A 22,412-nucleotide genomic window follows, 5' to 3' on the forward strand; every position below is an offset into this window, starting at 1 on the left:
CGGGCTTGTCCGCCGCCCGATTTTCTAAATACCCTCCCCGGCACTCTCATTACGGGAGTGTCGGGTTACATCATTATCAGGTACAAATATGAGAAAACAAAAATTCGATATGACCTCATGGCTTTTGCTGCTGCCTGCTCTTTTTGCCTTTGTTATGGTAATTATCATCCCATTTATTATGGGAATCCTCTATTCTTTTACCGACTGGTCATCCCGTCCGCAGCCCGACGGTATGCAGGTGGTAGGACTTTTAAACTACCTAGAAACCTTTAAGGATCCCTCCTTTCTCTATTCCTTTATTGTTACTACGGTGTACACCGCCCTCAATATGCTCATAATCAATGTAGTCGCCTTCATTCTTGCATTGCTGGTAACCAGTAATATCAAGTTTAAACACGCCTACCGGGTGGGATTCTTTCTTCCCAACCTCATCGGCGGGCTCATTCTGGGGTACATCTGGCAGTTTATTTTCAACATCGTAGTTCCGAACCTCCCCCTCATTACTGAATTGATTCCGGCCATCCAAAATCCTGCCAACTATATTCTGGCGGAGCGAAATTCCGCTTTGATGGCTATTGTGATCGCAGGGAGTTGGCAATACGCCGGCTATATAATGATGATTTATGTTGCCGCAATCATATCCGTTCCCGGGGAACTCTTCGAAGCCGCTAAAATCGATGGTGCCGGCCCCTGGATGCAGCTACGAACCATCATCATTCCCATGACCGCCCAGGCGTTTACCGTCACCCTCTTTCTTACCCTGGTACAATCCTTCAAGCAGTACGATGTAAACGTATCCCTGACCGGCGGTGGCCCGGCTACAACCTTTATGGAAAAGTCCATCCTGGGAACCGAACTATTGGCTATGAACATCTATAACACCGCCTTCAAAGCGAACCAACTGGCGCAGAGTCAGGCCAGAGCAGTAATCTTTTTCCTCGTCCTGGCTGTCATTTCTACATTCCAGGTCCGGGCAAATAAAAAACAGGAGATCGAATTATAATGGCAGATCAACATACCCAGTTTCAAAAAACCGGAGTACAGGCCAAAAAACTCCGTCAAACCCGGGAAACCAGAGCAAAAACGGGACTCATCGGTCTTGAGATCATTACCGCCCTACTTTTTCTTGTTACCCTCTTTCCCATTTTTCTGGTCTTGATTAACTCTGGAAAAACCGCCTTTTCCGTAACGGCATCCCCCCTTACCCTGCCCGAGGATTGGCTCCAGATCTTTCGGAACATGAAAACCATTTGGGTGGATCCGAATATCCAGTACGGCTCTTCCTTCTATTCGTCCCTCTTGATAACGGTTTTTTCCGTTGGGGCGATTATCCTGATTTCAGCCCAAGCCGCTTGGGTCCTAGTACGCAGCAAAACCAGGATCGCTGCCTTCCTCTTTATGATGTTCGTTGCCGCAATGACGATCCCGTTCCAGATCGTTATGCTTCCCCTGGTGCAGTGGTTTCGAATTTTAGGTGATTTTATCGGATTCCGGCTGCTTCGAACCTATCCGGGAATGATTCTATCGTATATGGGCTTCGGAATGAGTTTATCCATCTTCCTGTACCACGGCTTTATTAAAGGGATTCCCTACGAGCTTGAGGAGGCCGCAATCATCGACGGAGCCTCCCGGGTCGGTACCTTTTACCAAATTGTGTTTCCCTTGTTAAAACCCATCACCGCCACGGTGATGATTCTCAACGGGATATGGATTTGGAACGACTACCTTCTGCCCCTTTTAATCCTCGGGAAGGGCAACAGAATTCAGACCATTCCCTTGGCGGTTGCAAACTTCGCAGGTGCCTATGTTAAGCAGTGGGACCTCATTCTTACGGCCATCCTCATGGCCATGATCCCGGTTATCATCGTCTTTTTAATCGCCCAGAAGCAGATTATTAAGGGCATGGTTGCCGGTTCTATAAAATAATCCATACAACCTCCTAATACCCCTTTTTCTCGCCCGGACTCCCCCAGGAGTCCGGGCCTTTTTTCATCTCATCTTACCTTTCGTCAATGCACCGGTCTCTCCATACCTGGATACTATGAAAAACACGTATTCAGGAGTTGATTATGAACAATTCATCATCCCCGAAGGCTGGATGGACTATCGACAAAGGGCAACGAAGAGCAGCCCTGCAGAGCGGGATCTATCTTCTATTGATGGCGGTATTCGCCGGAATTGCCTACGGGGCCATCCATGGGCAGCTTGTGGTTGCCGGAAATTCCGATGCGACCGCTGCCAATATTGCTACTGCGCCGTGGCTCTGGGGTACAGAGATTGCTCTTTGGCTGGTGATTGCCGGTCTGGATGTTGCTGTCTCTCTCAGTTTGTTCGGGTTATTTGCGGGGACAGACCAAGCCCTGACTCGCGGAATGGCGGTCAGCCGCATCTTGTACACCCTGGTATTGGGGGCAGGCATCAGTCAATTGTTTTTTGGATTTCAGGGTGCAGGGGCTCTCGATGCAATCCAGCGCTTCGAGACTATTTGGTACTGGGGACTCATAGTCTTCGGCATTCATCTTTGTCTGCTCGCGTTCCTATCGGCTCGTAGCAGGTTTATACCCTGGGTACTCACCGGGTTACTCTTTATCGCTGGCCCTGCATACACCGTTATCCATGTGTTGTTTGTAATCGGGGGTGGAGCCAAGGAATTCGGACTGACATTGCAAGGAATATTCATGATCCCCATGACCTTGGGAGAACTGGGCCTAGCCCTGTGGCTCATAATCCTGGTTTATATCCAGCGGCGTCGGACTATCGCCCACGCTGATGGAGACGCCGCTTTATCCGGCTCAGAGACTCCGGTGTAACACCGAGGTAACTGGCAAGCTGGTGCTGGGGTACTCGGGCGGCTAAGCCAGGGCGTTTTTGGAGAAGGTAGATGTAGCGGTCCGCGGGATTTGATGATCTAAAGGTAGCCAGATCCTCCTGACCCGCTGCAAGATTCTCCTCCATGGCGGACCGGGTTATTTCAGCAAGGAAGGGAAATCGGCGGTTCATCTCATCCTCGTTGGTGAGATCCCCTTCCAAGAGAAGACAATCCTCAAGGCATTCCACGGCGTAGGGGGAGGGATGCTGATGTTTGTAGCTTTCAAAGATCACTAGGGATTGGGATTCGGTAATGAAATCGCTGGTGTGTTCAACCCCCGCCTCATCGACAAAAAACAACCTGAGGCACCCGGATAGAACAAAATAGCAGTCGGCAGCAACATCACCTTGCCGAACCAGGATGGTTTTTTTCGGGTACTCCCGGGCCGGGAGTGCGGCAACTAGTTCTTCCAACCTATCCTCAGCTAATTGGGGAGCCATAGACCGGATGAATTGTGATAATGAGATGCCCATACACCCTCCTGGGAGATTATACCCGATATTCTTGAGCAAGTGATTCCATGAATCAACTAGGGTATACGCAAAGGCTTGGGAACTAGGCCGGGTATGGCGGGACTCTAGTCCTTTCTCCGAGCCGATGGCAGACCGAGATACACCAGGGCTGAAATAAACAAGGCTGCCCCGGAAACCGTCCAAACCAGGGGAATCGAGTAGGTTCTAGCAAGAAACCCTAGGATAACCGATCCGCCTAGACCGCCGAACTGCATGATCAAAGAAGCCACGGAAAGTACGGTACTTCGGCGGTCAGAGGATACCTCGCGGTTAAGCACGGCAGATTCCGGGGAATTAGCCATTCCGTTAAAGAAAAACGTACCTATATAGAAAACCGAAAAGCCCGGTAATCCCCGGCTGCGGGCCAGCAGTACGAGACCTGCCGCCATCGCAGCGCGAATAAGAACCAGCATGAGGGTATAGTTCCCCTTGGTAAGGCGTCCTACCAACCCCGAGACAAGACTCCCGGCTGCGGCAGCCACGAAGTAACCCGCGGCAAGAAACCCAAAAACCCGGGAGTGAACCTCATCTGAACCTATCTCTTGAACCCGGGGCTGCCAGAACTGCTCCAGCCCGGAGATGGAAAAACCCCAGAGAAATCCCCCTATTAATAAAAGTAGGATCGCTTTATTTTTTAATCCTAGCTCCAAGGCGGACACAATAATACGGGGTACCGCCTTGAATCCCTCGGATAGCTGTTGTAACCCCGGACGCGGTCGGGATTCATGAATGAGCGTCAGAGTCAGAAGCATTTGAATCACCATAAGAGAAAGCATGACCAGAACATTCAGGCTGTAGGCATCTCTGAGAAGCCAGGGGACACCCAATCCCTCGCTGAGGTCGGGCAGATACCCGCCCAGAAGGGAGAACAGCCCGAGGGAAACCGGCACAGCCGCATGCACCTTCGCCATGACGCGTTGAAGATCGACCTCCGGATTTTCAGCATAGAGGGCGTCGATAAAGTGGGCATCCATGGTTCCCGAAGCGAGGGCCCGGCCTGTACCCAAGAACAAAAAGGCAACGGCTATTCCGGTGAAGGATCGGGCAGCATAGAAAACAAGGGCACCGGCGGCCATACAGCAGAGGGCGGATAGGTACACCGTTTTCCGACCCAGACTATCAGCCAACCCGCCCGTGGGAAGCTCAAGGACCACTGTGGCCCCGGAGTAAACAGCCATGAGGATACCGAGCTGGAAATAATTCATGCCCTTGGCAAGGATAGCCAGGGAAAGTACCGGGAAGATCACACCGACAATGGACCAGTGAATCCCCTGATTCAGAATAAACAGTCCCTGGGTGGATAGACGGGGCGGTACGCCATTAGAGCGGGGTTGCGCTTTCATGCCTCCATAGTGCACCATGGGAACGCTGTCGTCCATATCCGGAGGCTATCATGGGCTTTGAAGTATTATTTTTTTTAATCTTTGCAGGGGGCTGGGTCATGGGTCGTTTGGCCGAGAGATTCCGGTTGCCCGGGGTTTTGGGTATGACGATCTGGGGGATTGTCCTGGCCTTAATTCCCAGCCTGTTAGCCGGGGGGTCGGCTGACATGGGGGCGGCGGCACCCTCGGTCGGCTCCGGAAGCGGATTCTGGCCGTCGGGATTCTGGGAAACTGCTCCGTTTTTAAAATCCTTGGCTTTGGTGGTGATTCTCCTGCGTGCCGGCCTGGGAATCAGCAAGAGCGACCTTTCCCGGGCCGGAACAGCAGCCCTGCTGATGGCCTTTATTCCCTGCCTATTTGAGGGGGCCGTACTCACCCTTCTCTTTCACGGTCTCATGGGATTTCCCTGGATGGTAGCGGGGCTAACCGCCTTTATGTTGGCTGCGGTGAGCCCCGCTGTAGTAGTTCCATCCATGCTCGAGCTTCAGGACCGGGGATTGGGTAGACAAAATGGTGTGATTACTACGGTATTAGCCGGAGCCTCGGTGGATGATGTGGTGGTGATTACCCTGTTTACCCTGTTTTTGAACCTGGCTGTCAGCCCGGAACAGACCCGAATCGGATTAACCCTGGTTAGCATTCCCCTTTCCCTGCTGGGGGGGATCGCCCTTGGGGCGGTAATCGGATTGGTGCTTGCCTGGTGGTTCCGAAGTCACCATGCCTCCATTCGAGCTACGGAGAAGGCTCTGCTGCTCCTGGCTTCCTCGGTTTTCCTCCTGCAGGTAGGGGACTGGGTTCATCTCGCTGCCCTGCTGGGGGTGATGACCATCGGGTTTGTCCTTCTCGAACGGGCCGAACCCCAGGCTAGAGAACTAGCTGGGAAACTGGGTAAGGTCTGGGTGCCTGCCCAGATTGCATTGTTTGTGATAATCGGTTTATCCATAGATGTGCAGACAGCCTTCGAGGTTGGACCGGTAGCCCTGCTCATCATACTTACAGGCCTTCTTGCCCGGTCGGTCGGAGTAGTATTTGCAACCCTCCCCTCATCCATGAACTGGAAGGAGCGGCTATTCTGCGTCATCGCCTATACGCCCAAGGCCACCGTACAGGCGGCACTGGGCGGAGCTGCCTTATCCGCTGGACTACCCCAGGGCAAGATCATTCTGGCAGTGGCGGTGCTGGCGATTGTTATTACGGCACCCCTGGGGCTTATTGGCATCCGCGGATCAGCAAAACGGCTATTGGCTTCCGAGTTATGACTCCCGGATCTTCCTTTCCATGGAGTGTTGGAGGATATGGTAGCAGAAAAACCCTACTCCCACCCCCAAGACCTTATCAACCACATTAATCAGAACCCGAGCGATGAATGCCGAAGATCCGATGGACTGACCGGCCACAACCAAGGCGCGTACCAAGGAATCCACGGGCTCTCCCGTGGTCCCGCCCATGAATACTGTAACAATAACCGTCCCAGCCAAGGCATTCGCCAGGGCGACTGCAATGAGAACCACCAGGGCATCCAACAGACTGTTAAAATGTCCGTTCCGAACAAAGAGATGTACAATGACGGCGGTGAGCATGTTCACCAACGCGAAGGGGTACAAAAACCCGGGAAATCCAGCGATGACCTCAAAAAACAAGTTTGAGAGAACCCCAACGGTTAGTCCCGGCCAGAGACCGAATAATACCGTAGCAATAATGGTGAAATTAGAATCTAAAAAGACCGGGAGCATGAGCACTCGGTTGAGTAAAAAAAAGAGCCCGTTCATCAATACGGCACCTACAATACCAACACCGACCACAACCCTGCTCATAGGAGGGTCTATAAGTTTATGAATTTCCATACTGCTCTGCCTCTCAATACCAGTTCATCTCATTAAACCATGTGTAGTGCGCAAAAGGTTGTAACTTTTGGCCTCCGCGACACCATCCCTGGGTTAGCGTTCGGAACGCGCCGCTATATCTGGTGTCGTTTACAACCTTTTGCGCACTAAATAAACCATGAAGCCTTCGATTCTTCATGCTGTAGCATCACTTCATGGCTAACAAGAAAAGGTGTCCACATTCTCCAGTATAGAACCCTTCCAGTTTTTTGCGAAGTCTTTTTCTCCCATCCCTGGGAACCGTAATTTTTTGGCGGAGATAGCAGCACGGCGTGGCGACGGATTCTTGGTGGATCCCAGGTGGGGTGGTGTGTTTCGGGAGGTAGTTATCTAGGGAGGTAGGGGGTGCTGGCAGCCTTGCCTATCCATGAGCCCGGGGAAACGCCGGTGTATTAATTTTCTAGTAGCAGGATCTCAACCCGCCTATTTTTTTGTCTCCCCTGCTCGGTTTGATTATCAGCTACGGGTTCAAGACCGCCTACTCCTCGGTAGATGATACGCCTGGCTTCGATCCCGCGGCGGATGAGTTCATCAGCAATTACCCTGGCACGCTGCTCCGAAAGCTCTTGTTGGCTCTCCTGGGTGCCAACATCGGCGGTGTGACCAGTTATGAGGATGTTTCGGTCGGGATACTGACCAAGGATCCGGGAAATCGCCTCCAGCCGAGACTGCTCACCAGGCAGCAAAAGGGATTGATCCGCAATAAAGAGTAGGTTCTCCAGGGAAACGCGGATACCCTCGGCTACCTGGGTAATGTTTACGTCCTTCAATTCTTCAGCATCCACCCGGGCTTGGAGTTCACGGGTTATTTCCTGCCGGGGCAGAGCCGCAAGATACTCATACCAGGTTAGAAAAAAGCCCCGGTTCTCAACCGTTCCGCCTCCCTGGATGCCGAACTGTTCTTCCACGGTGGAACGGAAAAAGAGGGGCTGCCAATCTTTCGTATAGTAAATCACCGATTGGTGACGGCCTTGGGCAGAAACCACCTTAGGATCCCCATAGGGATCTCCACCCCGGTAGCGCAGGGCGAACAAGCTATCGACAACCCAAACAGCCTGCTCTCCATAGGTTCCTTCCCCCCTGAGTCGGTATTCGGCGATTATAGGAATACGGGTCATTTCCCCGCTATCCAGAGGATCCACTAAAACGGCGCCCAGGGCTTGCCAGGATTCCCCCACTGCCACAGGCTCCGGCGGCGGGGCGGGAATGTTCTGAAAGAGTAAGACATCCTCTTCCTCGGGTATTTGAATCACCCCACGATCATCCACAGTCACCGGCGCAGACGCAACCGTTTCAACCAACCGCTTCTCCAAACGGCCGTCATGGGCTAATTTCTCAAGATTATACTGGTGAATCCGAAGGTCAGGGGGAGATTCAGAAATCAGGGAAAACCGGTATTCACCGTACACCAGCCCCTGGTACCGGTTATTCACCGTCCTGCGTACATCATACCGAGTTGTTATCCTTCGATGGGTCTGTCCCGGCAGAGCGATGGAGGTTCCTAGCACAAAAACCAGGATGGATACCGTAAGAGTACACCGGCGTACCATCAGAAAACCCTGTACTCACGGATGCTATCTATTTGTATGCGCACCCGAACCTCTGCTAGAAACTCCCCGGCTCTGACTATGATCCGCGGTGGGGTCTCCAGCAGCACTTGGCCCTCCAAGGACTGGGGCTTGTCGTAGGTTATCCCTCTTGCATGACTCCGGATTGCTTGTTTTACCGCCTCTTGAACAGCCTGAAGCTGGCCTGAGACATCCATGGTATAGGAAGCGGTTCCTCTGGACTGACTATTTGGAATTCCCGGGGTAAGCCAGGCGTTCCGCCGTTGAATTTGCCAGTCCTGGAGCCAGTATCGCAGACGCAGCTCAATCATGGAGGCATCGTCATACCCCTCTAAAAACTCAAGTCCCGGATCGCCCCAAGGAATACGGTGGAGGGGGGTCAGGGTAAAGCGCTCTGACACCTGTCTCGCATTGTCGGAGGGTATATAAGAAAAGGAATATCCGTAGATCATTCCAGAGACCAGAGATCGAGCGAAATCCAATAACACGGCAATCCGTAGGTCCGGCGTCTCGATGGCCGTGGGATCAACCAAGCGATCAACCAGGCCCGCCTCTCCAGGGGGCACGGGCTCGGGGGTCATGGGTATTGATTCAGAGGATTCTTCAGCAGGAGTTCGCGCCGCCGAGTCTGCTCCCTTGGGGCCTCCAATCCCAGGATCCCCGGATTCACTCCAGGAATGCATCAGCACCTCCGGCTCCGGGGCCTCCCTATCCATCCAAACCAGCAGTTCCAGGACCCCATCCTCGGGAGGCATCTGGGCGTACCCGGCAACCGGAGTACCGGCAAACAACCAGAAAACGAGAATTACCCCAAAAATTCCGTGCTGTGCCCCGGTAGAAACCATCCTAGATACCCCATGGTAATTCCGCCGAACAGTTCCGGGCACTACCGTTGTCCGAACCATATTCGAAAGGCGTTTCTATTGAGACGAAGCAGCAAGTACAAATAGGCAAAGGCAAACCCGGCAAGGTGGGTAAGATGGGCCACCCCGCTGCCGGGATTACTGAGTTGGCTGAAGAGCTCAATGACCGTATAACCGATCACCAACACTGGACTTCGAATGGGAAATATACCAAATACAAAAATCCGCGCATCAGGATAGTAAACCGCGAAGCCAAGAAGCACGGCGAATACAGCCCCACTGGCACCCAGGAGGAACACCCCGTAGGCACCGGTTACAAGAAAAATGACCAGGGATAATAACCCTGCTAAGAGCCCTGTAATAAGGTAGAAGGTCAAAAACTCCCAGGTTCCCAGGGTTCGTTCCAGCTGGGTGCCAAAAAAGAACAGACCAAGCATGTTAAAGAGCAAGTGGGTGATATTCGCGTGGGCAAACATGTAGGTAAAGGGTTGCCAAATAAATCCCCGCTGGGTCACCAGAATGGGGTTCATGGCCAAGTAGCCCATCAGGTCTTGGAAGATATTCAGCCGCAGGAGAAACTGGTGAATTACAAATACAGCAACATTCAACCCTATTAAAAGCAGGGTAATATTCCGAAACTCAAAACGAAACGGTCTCTTATAGAGGGGGATGGTATTTCCAGTCATTCCATTAATCTATGCACAAAGTCTGCAGCGGTCAAGGCAGCCCCGATAGAAGCCGGCAGGGCTACCGCAATTCGCTTTCCAGGCTTTGGAATTTGCCGAAGCCGTAGTATAGTTTAGGAATCATTATGATTATAAAAAAATACGGGCCGGTCATTCTGAGCCTGACTTCGTTACTGGTACTAAGCCTCCCCGGTTGTGCAACCATGGAACGCTACTCCAGCTTTCCCGATGCACGCATTCGCCGGGGGGAGCGTCAACCGAATCAATTGCTTCCCCGCCTCACCGCCGACGACAGCGGTTCTGAACAGGCAAACCGGCAACCCGGCGACACACGGGTGCAGCAGACCAGGGCCGCCGGCTCCGGAATCTCCCGGATGGTCGAAGACGGGTACGGGCGTGAATTTTCGGTCTCCACAGCCGGTCTCTCCGAGAACAGACGTCGACTCGTCCAGGCAGCGCTCTCCCTCCTCGGCCGTGAAAACCTCCGTTTTTCCGATGCTACCTTCCCTCTGGACTGCACGGGGGTTGTTCTGGCTGCCTACCACGAGGCGGACCTCGATCTGACGGCGGAGTTTACCAAGTACACCGGGAACGGCGTCCAACGCCTCTATGAAATGGCGTACTCCAACGGGACGGCCTTTTCCTCCCGGCTGCCAGCGCCCGGAGATGTAATAATTTGGGACAATACCTACGATCGGAATGAAAACACCAGGTGGGATGATGAATACACCCACACCGGCATTGTCGTTGATGTTAACCAAGACGGTCAAATCACCTACATCCACCACAACTATGCCAAGGGAATTGTTGCCGCCCGGATGAACCTCCAGAAAGCCCAGACGTACCTGGCAGAAACACAGGAGTCCGGCAGTACCCTGATCAACTCGCCCATGAGGATGAAAAGCCACCGCTACCTGAACCCGGACATGTGGTTATCCAGCCACCTATTCCGGACCTACGTAAGTCTGGCCGAGCTACCTCGAGATTAGGAGCCCCCTATTCCCCCCCCTATTCCCCCCCTGTTCCCGCTATGGAACTAGGGACGAATAGAGCATTCAGGGCCAAAAACCCCTAACACTCAGTAGCGCCGGGATGCCAACAGGGTATTCAGGTCTACCAAGGTAGTGCGTAGCCCCTCATGGCCGCTGCTCGGGCCGTCCTGGAAAACCCGGTCGATCTCCGCCTCGGCCCGCACCATGTATGTATGAGCCTCGTTATGGGCTGCAACAAAACCCCCGGCTGTTTCTATCTCTTCCAGGATTTCTGAGAACGCGTTTTCATCCCCGGATTTAAACCTACGTATCCCCTGGATCAACCGGACTCGCTCGTTCTTTTGGGATGATTTTAATGCCTCGATAACCGGCAGGGTTATTTGTCCGTCCCGGAGATCCTGTCCAAGGGGTTTGCCAAAGCGCTTGGGGTCACCCTTAAAGTCAAGGATATCGTCCTGTATCTGGAAGGCAAGCCCCAGGTAGTACCCCGCCCGGCGGAGCATCTGCGCCCGTGAGCCCTCAGCACCCATTTCCCTAGCGCCGACATGGAAGGCCAGGCTGAACAGCAGAGCAGTTTTACCGGTTATAACCCGCACATACCGCCTCCTGCTGGGATTCTGAAGCAAGGTAAAAAAACGCTCCCGGTCTTCAGCCTGAAAAAACTCGCTGCGACACATCACCCGCACCATACTGGAGAGCAGCTGCCCGGTCTGGGGCTCTGCACCATGACTCACCAGGGCGAAGGTAAGGCTTAACAGCAGATCTCCCAGAAGAACCGCCTGGCTTGCACCAATCTGCTTCCACACCGCCGGCAATCCCCGGCGCTGGGTTGATCCGTCAATCACATCATCGTGGACCAGGGTGGCAAGATGTAATAGCTCTAGGGATGCTGCGAGAAGATAGATCCGCCGGGGAAGTCCGCCCGGGAAGGCCGGCTGATTTTTCCACTCGAGAATTTCCTGGTGTTCCTTGGCAGAAACCGTCCATCCGCTGCGTTTCAGTCTGGTCAGAAACCCATGATCGTGCCTGAGGATCCTGGACAATTCCGCGGTACCCGGAGCACCCGATTTCTGAGAGGGGTAGCCCGGCGGATACACCTCCGGACCTGACCCCTCTGTTCGCGCACCGAGAATGACCAGCAGGGGCCGCAGAAGTTTACCCCGGGCCGCTGAGAACCCTCGAAGGACCCGGGCGACCTCGGGGGCCTGTCGGGCCTCTTCATCCAGGAGGTAGTCAAGAATGGACTGTACATATGAAAGTTCAGCCTGGATCCACGGCTGTTTACACAGAGAATCCAGGCTGGTAATAGGTTTACTCATGCGGTGATGGTAGCTATTTACGCTTCTTTTTTACAATAGGTTCGCCATCGTAGAGGAAGGTCCGTTGAGCAAGTTTGGTGCTGTTCCAGCGATCCTTCAACCATGGCATAACCCAGTGATCAAGACCGGCCGCATGACCTGCTCCACCCATCATTACGATAGCAATGAAGATAAACCAGAGCTGGTTCCATGCGAACATCCCCGAGAGGGTAAAGACAACACACATCCCGATGGACACAACAGCTGCTGGCCAGGTCAACAATCCCGCCATGAGGGCAAGGCCGATGGCAACCTCTGTTCCGACGATCATTACCTGGAAAAATTGGTAGGGCAGCAGGGCGAAAAGACCGTCCATGAAGGTTTCCCTGAACCAGGTTACCAGAGGAGAATTCCAAGCGAAGATCGGCGCTTCTAAATCCCAGCCCCAGGGCTCGAAACCACCGCTGGCAACATCCGCAACCGTGTCCGTTGCAGTATCCCAGGCTTCACTGGCGGCCGTCGTCGCATCCGCAGCTGCCGAGGAAACTGCGTCCCCAGCCTGGGCCGCTGCATCACCAGCTGCATCCCAGGCCTCGCTGGCAGCAGCCGTGGCATCGGCACCTGCGGTAGCCGTATCTGCGGCTTGTGCCACAGCATCAGCACCCTCTTCCCAGGCTTCGCTGGCTGCGGCGGTTGCATCCGCCGCGGCAGTTGCTGTTCCCCCCGAGGCAGCTGCAGACTTAACCCCAGCCTGTGAAACCCCGGCACTGAACATCCAGCCTGACTTTGAACCAAGCTCAAAGTTAAACCAGCCCTCGCCGATTTTATTAACACCTTCGATGACCCACATCAGCCCAAGCCATAACCGGGCCGGCAGCGCCCAGTACGCGGGAATTTTTGCCGAAGCATGCCCGCCAAGAATCGAACGCTTATTTTTGATCTGGAAGAATTCCTCCTGGAGGTATCCCCAGCAGGCGTTAAAGCCGGCTAATCCCCAGAGGTAATGCAGGTTAATAAAGTGCTTCAACGCCATGGCGAAAAACCCGTAGAGGTTCATCCCCATAACAGAGGCAACACCGTACCGTCCTCCGATGGAAACCATGAATCCATGGTAGTTGGGCTTATAGGTCTTTTTATCTTGTTTACTGATCTCGGCAATGATGTTGTGGGCCGCCACTTCAGCACTCTGCAGGGCGTTTTCTACAATCTGGGGTACAACCTTTTCCTCATGGAGATACCAGATCATGTCCCCTGCGAGAAATACATTAGGGAAATCCACGGATTGCATATTATCGTTTACTAAGATACGGCCCCGTTCACCCACGATATCCCGGTCTTCCTCATCAAAGTGACAGCCGGCCATACCATGAATACCCTCAGGTGTTGCAATAGAACAGGTATCATTGGAAACACGGCCCTTGGTCAAGCCGATCTTTGCGGTAAATTCCGAACCCTGGATACCACAGGTCCATACGAAGGTGTCTGCATCGATGGTGCGTCCATCCTTGAGGGTGTAGGTACCTTCCCCGTCGCCCTTCACAATCGGTGCGTTTAACAGGATTTCTACACCGTGCTTCTCCATATAATTACGGGCTTTTCGCTGGGGTTTATCCGAGAGGATTGGGAGAATTCGATCCTGGGCCTCTATTACCATAATCCGCACCTCATCCTTATCGATGTGGTACTTCCGGCACAGGGTCTCGGACCGTTCAATCAGTTCCCCGACCAGCTCAATTCCGGTGAACCCCGCCCCTGCGACCGCAAAGGTTAGGTGCTTACGCCGCCGCTGCTCGTTGGGCTCCTTGGCTGCTGCCCGGAACATCAGCTCGACATGTTCACGAATTCGGATGGCATCCTCCAGAGACCAGAGAGTAAAGCTGTTCTGCTGAATCCCCTCGATCCCGAAGAATTCCGGATGCCCCCCGGTGCTTAATACGAGATAATCGTAGTGATACTCCGAATCCTCGGATTTTAAGACCTTGGTCTCAAAATCAATGCCCTCGATTTCATCGACAACCACCCTGACCCGGGTACCGCTGAAAATCCGTTTAAAGCTAACCTGAACCGCTTCAGGTTCGGTACGGTGCCCTGCTACCTCATGCAGTTCTGTCATGAGGGTGTGGTAGGGGTTCCGGTCAATGAGAGTTATCTCAACATCCTTATCCTTACGGTATTTCTTGTTGAGGATTTTTGCAGATTCTATTCCTGCGTATCCTCCCCCAAGAATGACTATGCGCGTTTTGGTACTCATTATCTCTCCTTCTACCTGGTAATCCAGAGATTTATTGTCTTTTTATTACAAGTATGATTATCTGTGGATCATGAAACGAATCAAACCCACAGGTATTGTACTACCGATTATATTCTTTGTGGCCGTCTATCTTACCGGCTGCACACAAAATGCCGCTCCGACCTCCCGAACCAGCCTAGACTGGCTGGGAACAACCATCACTATTACGGTCTATGACCGCGTTAATTCCAACACCATGGATGCGGTGTTCTCACGAATTGAAGACATTCATACAAAAATGAGCCTCCAATTGCCGACCAGCGAGATCTCCAGGATAAATGCCGCCGCCGGAGATTCCCCGGTTTCGGTATCGCCGGACACCTACTATGTGATCCAAAGGGCTATGGAGATCGCCGAAGCCTCCCAGGGAGCCTTTGATCCGACCATCGGGCCCCTGGTAAGTCTCTGGGACATTACCGGTACCCCGTACCTACCAACCCAGGCTGAACTTGATGAACTCATTCCCTTGGTAAACTACCGGTTGGTTGAACTCAGCCCGGAAAACCGCTCGGTGTATCTACCCCTTCAGGGTATGAAACTTGACCTGGGTGCAATAGCCAAGGGCTATGCTGCAGATGAATCCGCCTCCATCCTCCGAGATGCAGGAGTTGAACACGCTATTCTGGATCTCGGGGGTAACATTGTAGTCATGGGGAATAAACCCGACGACTCACCGTGGCGCGTAGGCATTCAAAACCCCTTCTCTCCCAGAGGATCTCATCTGGCCATCTATGCTGCCAAGAATCAGACCCTGGTCAGTTCCGGTATGTACGAACGGTTTTTCATCCAGGATGGGATCCGGTACCATCACATCCTCGATCCTTCCACAGGGTTTCCCGCGGAAGCCGGTATCGCCGGTGTTACCATTATCAGCGACTCATCAATCCTTGCCGATGCTCTTTCAACTGCATCCTTTGTTCTCGGGGTAGAGAAGGGTATGAACCTTATTTCCCGTTACCCGGGTGTTGAAGCAATTTTTATTACATACGGTCAGGAAATTATCACCAGTAAATCAATGAATAATCAGCTCAATTATACAGACGAGGACTTTTCTAACACCACCTATTCCGGTACGCGGTAACCTCCCCGACCCTTAATTAACTGCTGCTGCTCTCCCGAAGGAGAACAGCAGCTACCCCGAAGGGTTTATCGCATCTCTCGGACCTTCTGGACCAAACCGGCGAAGTTATTGTAGGCACCGGTTGCTCCGGTAATTACATCGGCCTCACTGACACTCTGATTCGCTACCAGGGCGTCCGCATAGGCTTTATACACCTCTGCAGGATTCTGTCCCCAGCGCTCGGCATATGCAGCATCCTCAGACTTCCGATAGTTGATGGTTCCATCCTCAGCCTTTTTTACCTCATCGTAGGCAACTTCAGCAATCTTATCGTTGCGATAGGTTACTTCCAAATGGGCAATGTATCCCCGGGAATCCGGCTCAGTCTCTACTACGTAGGTATCGTTCATGGGAAGAACAGCGGTAGTTGTATCGCCGGCTTTTGCCTTGGCCAGTGCAGCCTGTGCCAGGGCATTGAAGTTTTCAGTCGAGTGGGTAGCACCGGCAATAACATCGACAGGAGCGCTTTGCTTCTCTACCAGAGCCTTTTCGAGAGCCACGGTAAATTGCTCAGGATTGGTGGTGCCGGTAATTTGGAGCATGCGCTGATTATATCCATCGTCTTCACTCTTCCGAGCTCCGGCTTTATTCACATAATCAAAATCTACCTCGGTGATTTTTCCACCCTCGGTAACAGCAACCTCAACATAGGGCTTCCATCCGTGGCTGTCCAGTGCACTGTACTCAGCACGGTAGGTTACAGCCTCTTCTTGGCCGCAGCCGACGAACAGCAGCAGAGCAGCCGCAACAATAAATAGGGCGATCATGGATTTTCTCATAATCTTCCTCCTTTTGTGATTTCGGTATGGTTTCGGAATAATTCCTGTTAACCAGTGTAATGTGAGAATAAAAAAGTGAAAAGTAGTTTTTGCCTTTTTCTGATATGAATCACAATAAAAAAACAATCTGTTCACAATAAATGCCGGATTATTCCTTTTTTATTGTGAAATAGTAACTTTATTTCGTGTTTTTATGTGTTAATAAGATAATAAATCAGCTTCTTCTGTACTTTCTGTTGTATTATTTGCAGAATCTGCCTCTACCCTGACAAAAAGCTTGTTGGGCAAACAGGCGGTCCATTCATTCTCATGCTCCAGCCAGCCGGCAGCAACACAAACCTGATCCCTGCAGGGGGAAGAAAGTACCCGGACACGGTGGTCATGGATTTCCACCACCGTTTCTCCAATGGGCCCGGTAAATACGAACTCCCCCGGCTGCTCTAAAGAGTAGAGGTAATCCCCGGTTTCAGCCTGAACATGCACCTGCCCTCCCTGATTCGAAGAAGAATATGCCGCCGCCGTAACCCCGAGAAACACGGCCAGGGACACTAAAAAGACAACCCCGTCCAGAAGGGTAATGGTTATACCAAGTCTTCGTATCGTGAACGCCTTCACCCCCTAGGACCTCCGCCTTCTGCTATCCCGAACATAGATGGTTTTCGACAGCCCCGAGGGACTAATCCGTGCATCCACATCAAAGAGCCCGATTGCCCTGATTAGTTCTCCGAGCTTTTGATAGCCGTAGTTCCGGGTGTCAAAGTCCGGAAACTTATTGGTAATCTTTTGTCCCAGGGTTCCCAGGTTGGCCCAGCCGTCATCATCCGCAGAGTCTTCGATGGCATTTCGAATGCTGTTCACCAGCCAGCTGTCCTGGCGCAGATCGTTATTGGAGGCTTTTCGCGGTTTCGGCGTCGTCTCCTTTTCCGTATCCGTCCTCAGGTTCTCGGTATATATAAAACGGTCGCAGGAGCCGACGAAGGATTTTGGGGTCTTTTTCTCCCCAAACCCGTAAACGATCATACCTCCTTCTCTCAGGCGGGCTGCTAAGCGGGTAAAATCGCTATCCGAGCTGACGATACAAAAACCATCCAGGGTATTGGTGTATAACAGATCCATGGCATCAATGATCAGCGCTGAATCCGTGGAGTTCTTTCCCGTGGTGTAACTAAATTGCTGGATGGGTTGAATCCCGTACTGTAGGAGGGTTTCCTTCCAGCCCTTGAGGTTTGGACTCGTCCAGTCGCCGTAAATCCGCTTTACGCTGGCAACGCCAAGATTTGCCACCTCTTCCAGTAGCCCCTCAATGATTGCCGAAGGGGCATTATCGGCATCAATGAGCACCGCAAGGCGGCGTTGATTCTCTGAACTCATGTCATCCTCCCTGTGGTAAGTTTCAATGCCAGACGCTGGCGTTCACGGCTGGATAAGCCGCTGTGTTCCAGGGCCGACTGCAGCGCCCCGGGCACGGAGGCATCAGAATCCCCTTTAATCCCAACAAGCTCCTGCAGTATCGCGAACTCCTTGGCAGAGAAGGTTACCGCTCCAAGCCGGTGGGTTGAAAAACTCTCGCAGGCCATGGGTACAACGGTTTTAGCAATCTCGAACATGGTTTGGGCATAGGCGCGGATCTCGTACTGGGCATGATTGTCCATACGCAGCCGGAGGAAGTGAAAGAGGTTATGGAGATCTATCTGCCAGTACCATTCAGTATACATGGAAAGCGGCAGGTTTATCCGGGCCAGCTCCCGGGCCAGCCCCTGATCAATGAGGGCCTGATACGCCTGGTAGGCTGCCCCCTGTTGGGATTCCAAACTTTGCCGGATCCGCTCCTGAACCTCCGGGGGGACCGGCTCATCGCTGCGGCCCTGTTTATTGTCCTCACTCTGCAAAGAAATATGTTCGCCCCTGGGCAGGTAAAACTCATCCTTCATAATACTGTAACGGCCGCTGATCTCATTCAGCCGGGCGGTACGGTGACGGACCCATTGCCGGGCTACAAATACCGGCATCTTGGCATGAAAGGTCAGCACCACCTGCTCAAAGGGGCTGGTATGTTCATTACGCAGCAGATAATCAATGAGTCCCTGGTCCTGCCGGTAGCTTTTTGTGCCCTCGCCGTAACTTACCCGGGCGGCTTGGACGATCCGTTGATCCGAGCCCAGGTAGTCAACCAGGCGTATAAAACCCTTATCAAGAACGGGGTATTCCTTATCAAGTATGGCTTCGGCTTCAGGAACCAGAGTATGAGCCATGATGTTCTCCTTATGTGTTGATAGATGGTTAATCTAGGATGATTCTACTGCCAGTGTATCTCATAGACGGCATTACTGCCAGAAGCAGCCCATCCTGCGGACCCCTGGCTGAGGCTGATCCCGGTGCATGGCTTTGATAGTGCACATAAGAATGTACACCGCCCAAGATATGGCCGCTCCATCTACGGGTCACACAACCGGCTGGGTCGTCAGCACCGGATGTTACAACCCTTTGCGTACTACCCCTGGCGTGTAACCTACATCCGCCAGACTCCAACCCTTCGTGGGGAGGAGCTCCAGGCATAATAACCTTGGCTTGTTGTAAGGCTGGACGCTGCCCTTCCCTGGGGCATTCCCATGAGAGCCTACCAGGGAGTCCGATCGCGCTTCAATGCATGCCTCAGAAGGCTTTGAACCTGTTCCAGGCGGTTCCGGTAGAAGGTGCGCCATTCTTCTCGGAGATTTTTATCCTGGGTTAGATCCCTGAGCAGGTTCACGAAGGTTCCTTGTTCGGCGGAGGGGCCTGTACGGACGTTTTTAGTACTGATGAGGATTGCCTGAGGCATGTCCATGGTGATTTCCGGTGAATACTGCCCTGGCCGGTATCGGCGATGGACCCGAACCCGAAGCAGCACGGAATCCCCGGTAAAGGCCCGGTTGACCGCCCAATCCCCGGGGCCGAGAAACCAGGTCTGTCCGGAAACAAAGTTGCCTAGGGAGGGCATGATTACTCCCCGGATCCTGGGAAGATAGGGATCGTCTGCTTCCGGATATCCCGGGGTAACATCAGCAGGGGGCGGGGCATATTGAACCTCCCAGGGCTGTAATACGTGGGGATGGTGTCCCCAGACGATATCCGCACCTGCCTCATAGAGTTGGCGCATAAAAGCCATTTTCCGTTCCTGAGGCTGGGTCACATATTCAGTACCCCCATGGTAGGACAGGATAAAGAGGTCAAACCGGGGGCGGTGCTCCCGGATTAAGGAAAGCAGGGCACGTTCTGCCTCAGCATCCCAATAGGGAACCATGTAGGTTCGTTCATGCCCCTTCCACTCATTGATAAACGCGGTAACCGATAAAAACCCGATGGTCCAGTCCCAGTGGCGGATCTCGGTAATGCCCATGGCTTCCTGTTCATGCCTCCGAATACCCGAGCTATGTACCCGGCCGGGATAGGTGCGCTGCAATCTCTGAACCGAGAGCAGGGTTTGCAGGGCGCTCCAGGAACCATGGTCGTTGGTGTGGTTATTCGCCAGGCTGAAGACATCAAAACCGGCTAGTACCGCTTCCTCCACATAGGGAATGCGTACATTAAAAAAGGGAAAGGTCTGGTAGGCTTTAAAGGGATCCACCACGGTTTCCAGGTTAACAAAACTGAGATCATCCCTATGAAGCAGCTCTCCCAGCCCGGCATAGATGTCTGAAAAATCTGACATGCGAAACGAGGGGGCATGAGCCATGAGATCCCCAGCGAAGGTCAGTACCAGGGAATCACCGGTGGTCTGGGCGGATAGGTGGGCCCCAGCCGGAAGGTACAAGAAGAAGGGAATCAAAATGAATGGGAAGGTATGCCTTTTTTTCATGGGGGTAGTATCATATAGCCTATGAATCTCTCGAATGCACAGGTAACTATACACGGCTTTTTCTGGTTCCGGAAACTAAAAACCGTTTTTTTTCTTTTTGTGATGGTGATTTTCCCCATTTTGATACTTCCAGCCCAGAATCCCCAGGTACTACCCCTGGACTACCATCAGACCGAAGACGGCAGGGTCATTTTTTATACGACCAACACCCTGATCAGCCAGGCCTATCTCTTTGTCGATTTTCCTCAGCTTCGAAACATGGAAGCCTCTGTGGAGTTACCCTACCGGCTGGGGGTTACTCCGGATCAGACCGGTAACCCCCGGAACGTCCCCCTTCCCGAGGGGTGGCAGCCCGGACAACGTGATCTCATACTGTTTTCCCTCGAACCCAGGGATCCCGGAACAGGTCGGGGATATTCCACCAGTTTCCAGGTCCGGTACCGAAGTGCCTGGGGAAACCCCGATACCGTAACACCCGACGGATTTTCTTACTGGCTGCCCTACGAACACGGAACCAAACATCAATTAACCCAGGGATTCAACGGCAATTTCACCCACTTCGGCGAGAACCAGTTTGCCCTGGATTTTGATTTGGATACGGGTACCCCTGTTCATGCAGCCCGGGCTGGCATAGTCATTGAGGTTAAGGAGGATTCGAACCGCGGAGGCAGTAGTGCCGCGTATTCCCAGGATGCAAACTTTATCCTCATCGCACATCAAGACGGAACCTTTGGGAATTACGTCCATCTGCAACCCGGAGGCTCTCTGGTTGAACCGGGAGACAGGATTGAGGCAGGGGATCACATCGGATTTTCCGGAAACACGGGTCGTTCATCAGGTCCTCATTTGCATTTTGATGTTCGGATTCCGACCCATGAGGGGCGCATGATTTCTATTCCAATTGAACTACGCGGTCGAAATGGTATACCCGAAGAGCCCCGAGAAGGACGTTTTTACTACGCCTACCACCCCGGAGGTCCAGCCTTTGAGGCCGTTTTCGGCTCGGAACTCAGTAACCAGGATTATGAAGACCATACGGCATCAATTGCAGCCACGGATACCATTACATTCCGAACCGAAGAGGTAGACAGTACGATTATTGTATTTCTCCAAAACGGCTTTGCAGAGCCCCAGTATGTGGAGGTTCAACTGGGACTAACGAATATGACAAGCACCCAAGGCAGGTCGGTTTCTCTGGAGGTTCCAGGGACAACCGAGGTGTTTCTCACTATCCTGCGGCCCAACCCCGGGGTTTCTCGGGCAGCTTACCGATTCCAGTACCGTTACTCTCCCCGATGAAAGGCAGCGGCGTAGTCTTCCAGGTACATGTCATAGATCTTCTGGATCATCCGGATTCCCGGGTGGAGGGGCATTTCTATGGTCCCTGGCAGATGGTGGAGGGGTTCGGGATTCAGGGCGTGCCGGGGTCCTTGATAGCCTTCTTGGCCGAGGGGATTCATGATCCGGGAGATGGGCATTATCTTCGTTGAGGTGCTGGAAACCCAAAGACTGATTGTTCCTGAAGCCAAATTCTCCAGGGAAAGGGGCTTCTCAACACATGCAATACCATGGTTCTTCAGGGCGGTGATAATAGTCCGCCGAGTAATGCCCTCGAGGACCGTTGTACCCGGAGGCGTATACACTACCGGCGGGAGCTCCGTGGTGCTCCCACTCCTGTCCATCGGCAGAAAAAAGATATTCGTCCTTGTCCCCTCCGTCACCTCCCGTCGATGATTAACCAATAATGCGTCATAACAGTCCATTTCTTGTGCTTGGCGAAAAGCCAGAGTACTCATGAGCATGGATAGACTCTTGGCCTGGGGAAAGTGGCGTTCCCCCATGTAGAGGGATGCCGTTCCCCCATGTTTTAGCTGCCGCCGGTCCGGGTACAAGGGATTGGTCAGAAATGCATACACATCCCCGGGTCTTCCCGTGTGGCCCACCAGAATAACCTTGATATTCCAGCTGCCCGGCTGGGAATTGCTCTGGGACTGGCCCCATGCCATAAGGTCCCGCAATCCTTGAACTAGTTGGCCGGGCTTGAGTTCATGGCGGATACCAAGTAATTGCGCTGAGTTCATGAGACGTTCTTCATGGAAGTCAGGGAAGAATAACACCCCGTTTCGAACCTTTAGGGTCTCATATACCCCGTACCCGTAGGCAACATCGATGTCTGCCAATGAAACCCGGGCCTCTTCATCAGCAACCAGTCTGTTATTCAGTAGTATTCGGCTTTCTCTCACATTCAAATCCCTTCAATCCTGTATGTAGTACTTCCTGGGCAAAGACTGTAAACACCCCTGTGGAGAAGTGAAGTGTTCTGATTCCGCCCCAT

At 52.8% G+C, this 22,412-nt stretch carries 21 protein-coding genes; 7 read left to right on the forward strand and 14 right to left on the reverse strand.

Going from position 1 to position 22,412, the window contains the following annotated elements; translation table 11 throughout:
- Window positions 1-88 precede the first annotated feature (88 nt).
- The 3 genes from DC28_RS08410 (at window position 89) to DC28_RS08420 (ending at window position 2,810) form a co-directional block, all read left to right on the forward strand.
- Window positions 89-1,003, forward strand: coding sequence for a carbohydrate ABC transporter permease (locus tag DC28_RS08410; protein WP_037547735.1), 915 nt, complete (start codon window positions 89-91; stop codon window positions 1,001-1,003).
- Entirely contained in the window at window positions 1,003-1,926 is a 924-nt protein-coding gene (locus DC28_RS08415; protein WP_081942074.1) for a carbohydrate ABC transporter permease, read from the forward strand. The genes DC28_RS08410 and DC28_RS08415 overlap by 1 nt, the downstream gene beginning before the upstream one ends.
- Window positions 1,927-2,069: 143 nt before the next feature.
- On the forward strand, window positions 2,070-2,810 hold the full coding sequence (locus DC28_RS08420) for a DUF4386 domain-containing protein (protein ID WP_037547737.1): 741 nt from the start codon (window positions 2,070-2,072) through the stop codon (window positions 2,808-2,810).
- Here the strand turns inward: DC28_RS08420 and DC28_RS08425 are convergent.
- Both DC28_RS08425 and DC28_RS08430 read right to left on the reverse strand, forming a co-directional pair.
- Window positions 2,755-3,342, reverse strand: coding sequence for a Crp/Fnr family transcriptional regulator (locus tag DC28_RS08425; protein WP_037547739.1), 588 nt, complete (start codon window positions 3,340-3,342; stop codon window positions 2,755-2,757). The genes DC28_RS08420 and DC28_RS08425 overlap by 56 nt on opposite strands.
- A gap of 104 nt (window positions 3,343-3,446) precedes the next feature.
- Entirely contained in the window at window positions 3,447-4,760 is a 1,314-nt protein-coding gene (locus DC28_RS08430) for an MFS transporter (RefSeq protein ID WP_081942075.1), read from the reverse strand.
- Window positions 4,761-4,774: 14 nt separating this feature from the next.
- Here DC28_RS08430 and DC28_RS08435 point away from each other — a divergent pair, with 14 nt between their 5' ends.
- The gene (locus DC28_RS08435; protein ID WP_052078640.1) at window positions 4,775-6,022 is read left to right on the forward strand and encodes a cation:proton antiporter domain-containing protein; all 1,248 of its coding nucleotides are present in this window, start codon (window positions 4,775-4,777) and stop codon (window positions 6,020-6,022) included.
- On the opposite strand, the gene DC28_RS08440 is transcribed toward DC28_RS08435, so the two are convergent.
- The 4 genes from DC28_RS08440 to DC28_RS08455 form a co-directional block, all read right to left on the reverse strand.
- Complete coding sequence (locus DC28_RS08440; RefSeq protein ID WP_156104634.1) at window positions 6,017-6,577, reverse strand: hypothetical protein; 561 nt, start codon at window positions 6,575-6,577, stop codon at window positions 6,017-6,019. The two genes, DC28_RS08435 and DC28_RS08440, sit on opposite strands and share 6 nt — an antisense overlap.
- A 461-nt stretch (window positions 6,578-7,038) precedes the next feature.
- Window positions 7,039-8,196 carry an OmpA family protein gene (locus DC28_RS15490; RefSeq protein WP_052078642.1) on the reverse strand — a complete coding sequence of 386 codons (1,158 nt, stop codon included), beginning with the start codon at window positions 8,194-8,196 and terminating at the stop codon, window positions 7,039-7,041.
- Window positions 8,196-9,059, reverse strand: coding sequence for a hypothetical protein (locus DC28_RS08450; RefSeq protein WP_037547743.1), 864 nt, complete (start codon window positions 9,057-9,059; stop codon window positions 8,196-8,198). Before DC28_RS08450 ends, DC28_RS15490 begins: the two co-directional genes overlap by 1 nt.
- A gap of 41 nt (window positions 9,060-9,100) precedes the next feature.
- Window positions 9,101-9,763, reverse strand: a complete 663-nt coding sequence (locus DC28_RS08455; protein ID WP_037547745.1) for a rhomboid family intramembrane serine protease — start codon at window positions 9,761-9,763, stop codon at window positions 9,101-9,103.
- 125 nt (window positions 9,764-9,888) lie between these two features.
- Between DC28_RS08455 and DC28_RS08460 the strand changes: the two genes are divergently transcribed.
- Complete coding sequence (locus DC28_RS08460; protein WP_052078643.1) at window positions 9,889-10,752, forward strand: CHAP domain-containing protein; 864 nt, start codon at window positions 9,889-9,891, stop codon at window positions 10,750-10,752.
- Between the two features lie 89 nt (window positions 10,753-10,841).
- On the opposite strand, the gene DC28_RS15495 is transcribed toward DC28_RS08460, so the two are convergent.
- On the reverse strand, window positions 10,842-12,074 hold the full coding sequence (locus DC28_RS15495; RefSeq protein WP_052078644.1) for a polyprenyl synthetase family protein: 1,233 nt from the start codon (window positions 12,072-12,074) through the stop codon (window positions 10,842-10,844).
- Window positions 12,075-12,087: 13 nt separating this feature from the next.
- Window positions 12,088-14,304, reverse strand: coding sequence for an FAD-dependent oxidoreductase (locus DC28_RS08470; RefSeq protein ID WP_037547747.1), 2,217 nt, complete (start codon window positions 14,302-14,304; stop codon window positions 12,088-12,090).
- Between the two features lie 70 nt (window positions 14,305-14,374).
- Here DC28_RS08470 and DC28_RS08475 point away from each other — a divergent pair, with 70 nt between their 5' ends.
- Window positions 14,375-15,424 carry an FAD:protein FMN transferase gene (locus DC28_RS08475; protein WP_037547748.1) on the forward strand — a complete coding sequence of 350 codons (1,050 nt, stop codon included), beginning with the start codon at window positions 14,375-14,377 and terminating at the stop codon, window positions 15,422-15,424.
- 65 nt (window positions 15,425-15,489) lie between these two features.
- On the opposite strand, the gene DC28_RS08480 is transcribed toward DC28_RS08475, so the two are convergent.
- From DC28_RS08480 to DC28_RS08500, 5 genes are all read right to left on the reverse strand, one after another.
- Window positions 15,490-16,242 (reverse strand): FMN-binding protein, encoded by a 753-nt coding sequence (locus DC28_RS08480; RefSeq protein ID WP_037547751.1) that lies wholly within the window; start codon window positions 16,240-16,242, stop codon window positions 15,490-15,492.
- 198 nt (window positions 16,243-16,440) lie between these two features.
- Window positions 16,441-16,857 carry a NusG domain II-containing protein gene (locus tag DC28_RS15500; protein ID WP_052078645.1) on the reverse strand — a complete coding sequence of 139 codons (417 nt, stop codon included), beginning with the start codon at window positions 16,855-16,857 and terminating at the stop codon, window positions 16,441-16,443.
- 3 nt (window positions 16,858-16,860) lie between these two features.
- Window positions 16,861-17,613 (reverse strand): NYN domain-containing protein, encoded by a 753-nt coding sequence (locus DC28_RS08490; RefSeq protein ID WP_037547753.1) that lies wholly within the window; start codon window positions 17,611-17,613, stop codon window positions 16,861-16,863.
- Window positions 17,610-18,494: an FAD-dependent thymidylate synthase gene (thyX, locus tag DC28_RS08495; RefSeq protein ID WP_037547754.1), complete on the reverse strand. Its 885-nt coding sequence runs from the start codon at window positions 18,492-18,494 to the stop codon at window positions 17,610-17,612. Before thyX ends, DC28_RS08490 begins: the two co-directional genes overlap by 4 nt.
- A gap of 365 nt (window positions 18,495-18,859) precedes the next feature.
- On the reverse strand, window positions 18,860-20,077 hold the full coding sequence (locus DC28_RS08500; RefSeq protein ID WP_052078646.1) for a CapA family protein: 1,218 nt from the start codon (window positions 20,075-20,077) through the stop codon (window positions 18,860-18,862).
- Window positions 20,078-20,098: 21 nt separating this feature from the next.
- Here DC28_RS08500 and DC28_RS08505 point away from each other — a divergent pair, with 21 nt between their 5' ends.
- Window positions 20,099-21,376: a M23 family metallopeptidase gene (locus tag DC28_RS08505; RefSeq protein ID WP_052078647.1), complete on the forward strand. Its 1,278-nt coding sequence runs from the start codon at window positions 20,099-20,101 to the stop codon at window positions 21,374-21,376.
- Here DC28_RS08505 and DC28_RS15505 read toward each other — a convergent pair.
- On the reverse strand, window positions 21,361-22,320 hold the full coding sequence (locus tag DC28_RS15505; protein WP_052078648.1) for an aminotransferase class IV: 960 nt from the start codon (window positions 22,318-22,320) through the stop codon (window positions 21,361-21,363). The genes DC28_RS08505 and DC28_RS15505 overlap by 16 nt on opposite strands.
- Between the last annotated feature and the right edge of the window lie 92 nt (window positions 22,321-22,412).

The sequence above is a fragment of the Spirochaeta lutea genome, assembly GCF_000758165.1.
Classification (GTDB): Bacteria; Spirochaetota; Spirochaetia; order DSM-27196; family Salinispiraceae; genus Spirochaeta_D; species Spirochaeta_D lutea.